This is a genomic window from Nocardiopsis sp. TNDT3, assembly GCF_003427465.1.
Classification (GTDB): domain Bacteria; phylum Actinomycetota; class Actinomycetes; order Streptosporangiales; family Streptosporangiaceae; genus Nocardiopsis; species Nocardiopsis dassonvillei.
The window spans coordinates 1-1,120 of the sequence record NZ_QPFC01001331.1; the positions used below are offsets into that span (position 1 = coordinate 1).

Below are 1,120 nucleotides of genomic sequence, written 5' to 3' on the forward strand. Positions count from 1 at the left end.
GTTCCCGGGGGTGGGGCTGTCCGCCGTGCTGGCCCGGGAGACGCCCGCGGGGACCGCCCTGGTGGCCGCCGTGCGCCCGACCGGCGCGCGGGAGGAGGCGGAGCTGCTCGACGCGCTGCGCGCCCACCTGCGCGAGCGGCTGCCCGGGTACGCGGTGCCCCAGCCCGTGGTCGCCCTGGACGCGTTCCCCACCGGCCCCAACGGCAAGCTCGACCGCGCGCGCCTGGCCGAGGCCGTGAACGCGGCCCTGGACGCGCGGGCACGCCGCACCGCCCCGGACGGGCCGGACCCGGACGCACGGCCGCTGGTCCGCGCCATCGCCGGACTGTGGGCGGGCGCGCTCGGACTGCCCTCCGTCGGCCCGGGCGCCGACGTGCTCGAACTCGGCGGGGACTCCCTCCTGGCCATGCGCACGGTGGCGTTCCTGCGCCGGTCCGGTCTGCGCGTGGCCTTCGAGGACTTCTACCGCCACCCCACGCCCGAACTCCTGGCCTCGGCCGCCCGCCCCGACGCGGGGGACCCGGCCGAGCGCGCACCCCACCCGGAGCACGCCCGGGCGCTGGCCCCCGCCCAGCGCTGGCTGCTGCGGCAGCCCCTGGCCGACACGCGCCACTGGAACCAGTCCGTCCTGCTGCGCTGCGCGGCGCCCGTGGACGCCCCGGCCCTGTCCGCGGCCGTGGGGGCCGTCCTGGAACGGCACCCGGCCCTGCGCACCCCCGTCGGCCCGGGCGGCCCCGGGCGTCCGCGTCCCGCGCGGGACCTGCACGCGGTGTCCTTCTCGCGGCTGCCCGGGGAGCCCGGCCGCGCTACGGGGGTGATCGGCGGCGCGTGCACCGAACTGCACCGGGGTCTGGACCCGGACTCCGGGCTCCTGCTGCGCGCGCACCTGTTCACCGACCACCCCGACGGCGGGGACCGGCTCGCGGTGATCGCCCACCACCTGGCCGTGGACGGCCTCTCCTGGCGGATCCTGCTGGACGACCTCGCGCACGCCTACCGGTCGGCGCTGTCCGGGAAGGAGGAGTGCCTGCCCCCCACGGCCGACTTCTACCGGTGGGCGGCCCGGACCCCGCGCCCACCCGAGGCTCCCGAGACCGCGGCCCCGCCCCGGGGCGGGGGC

Annotated in this window: 1 protein-coding gene; it reads left to right on the top strand. The window is 79.8% G+C overall.

Translation table 11 applies throughout. The features are described from left to right. Positions 1 to 1,120: condensation domain-containing protein (locus DQW06_RS27470; RefSeq protein ID WP_232833182.1), on the top strand; the 1,120-nt coding region annotated here is incomplete at both ends.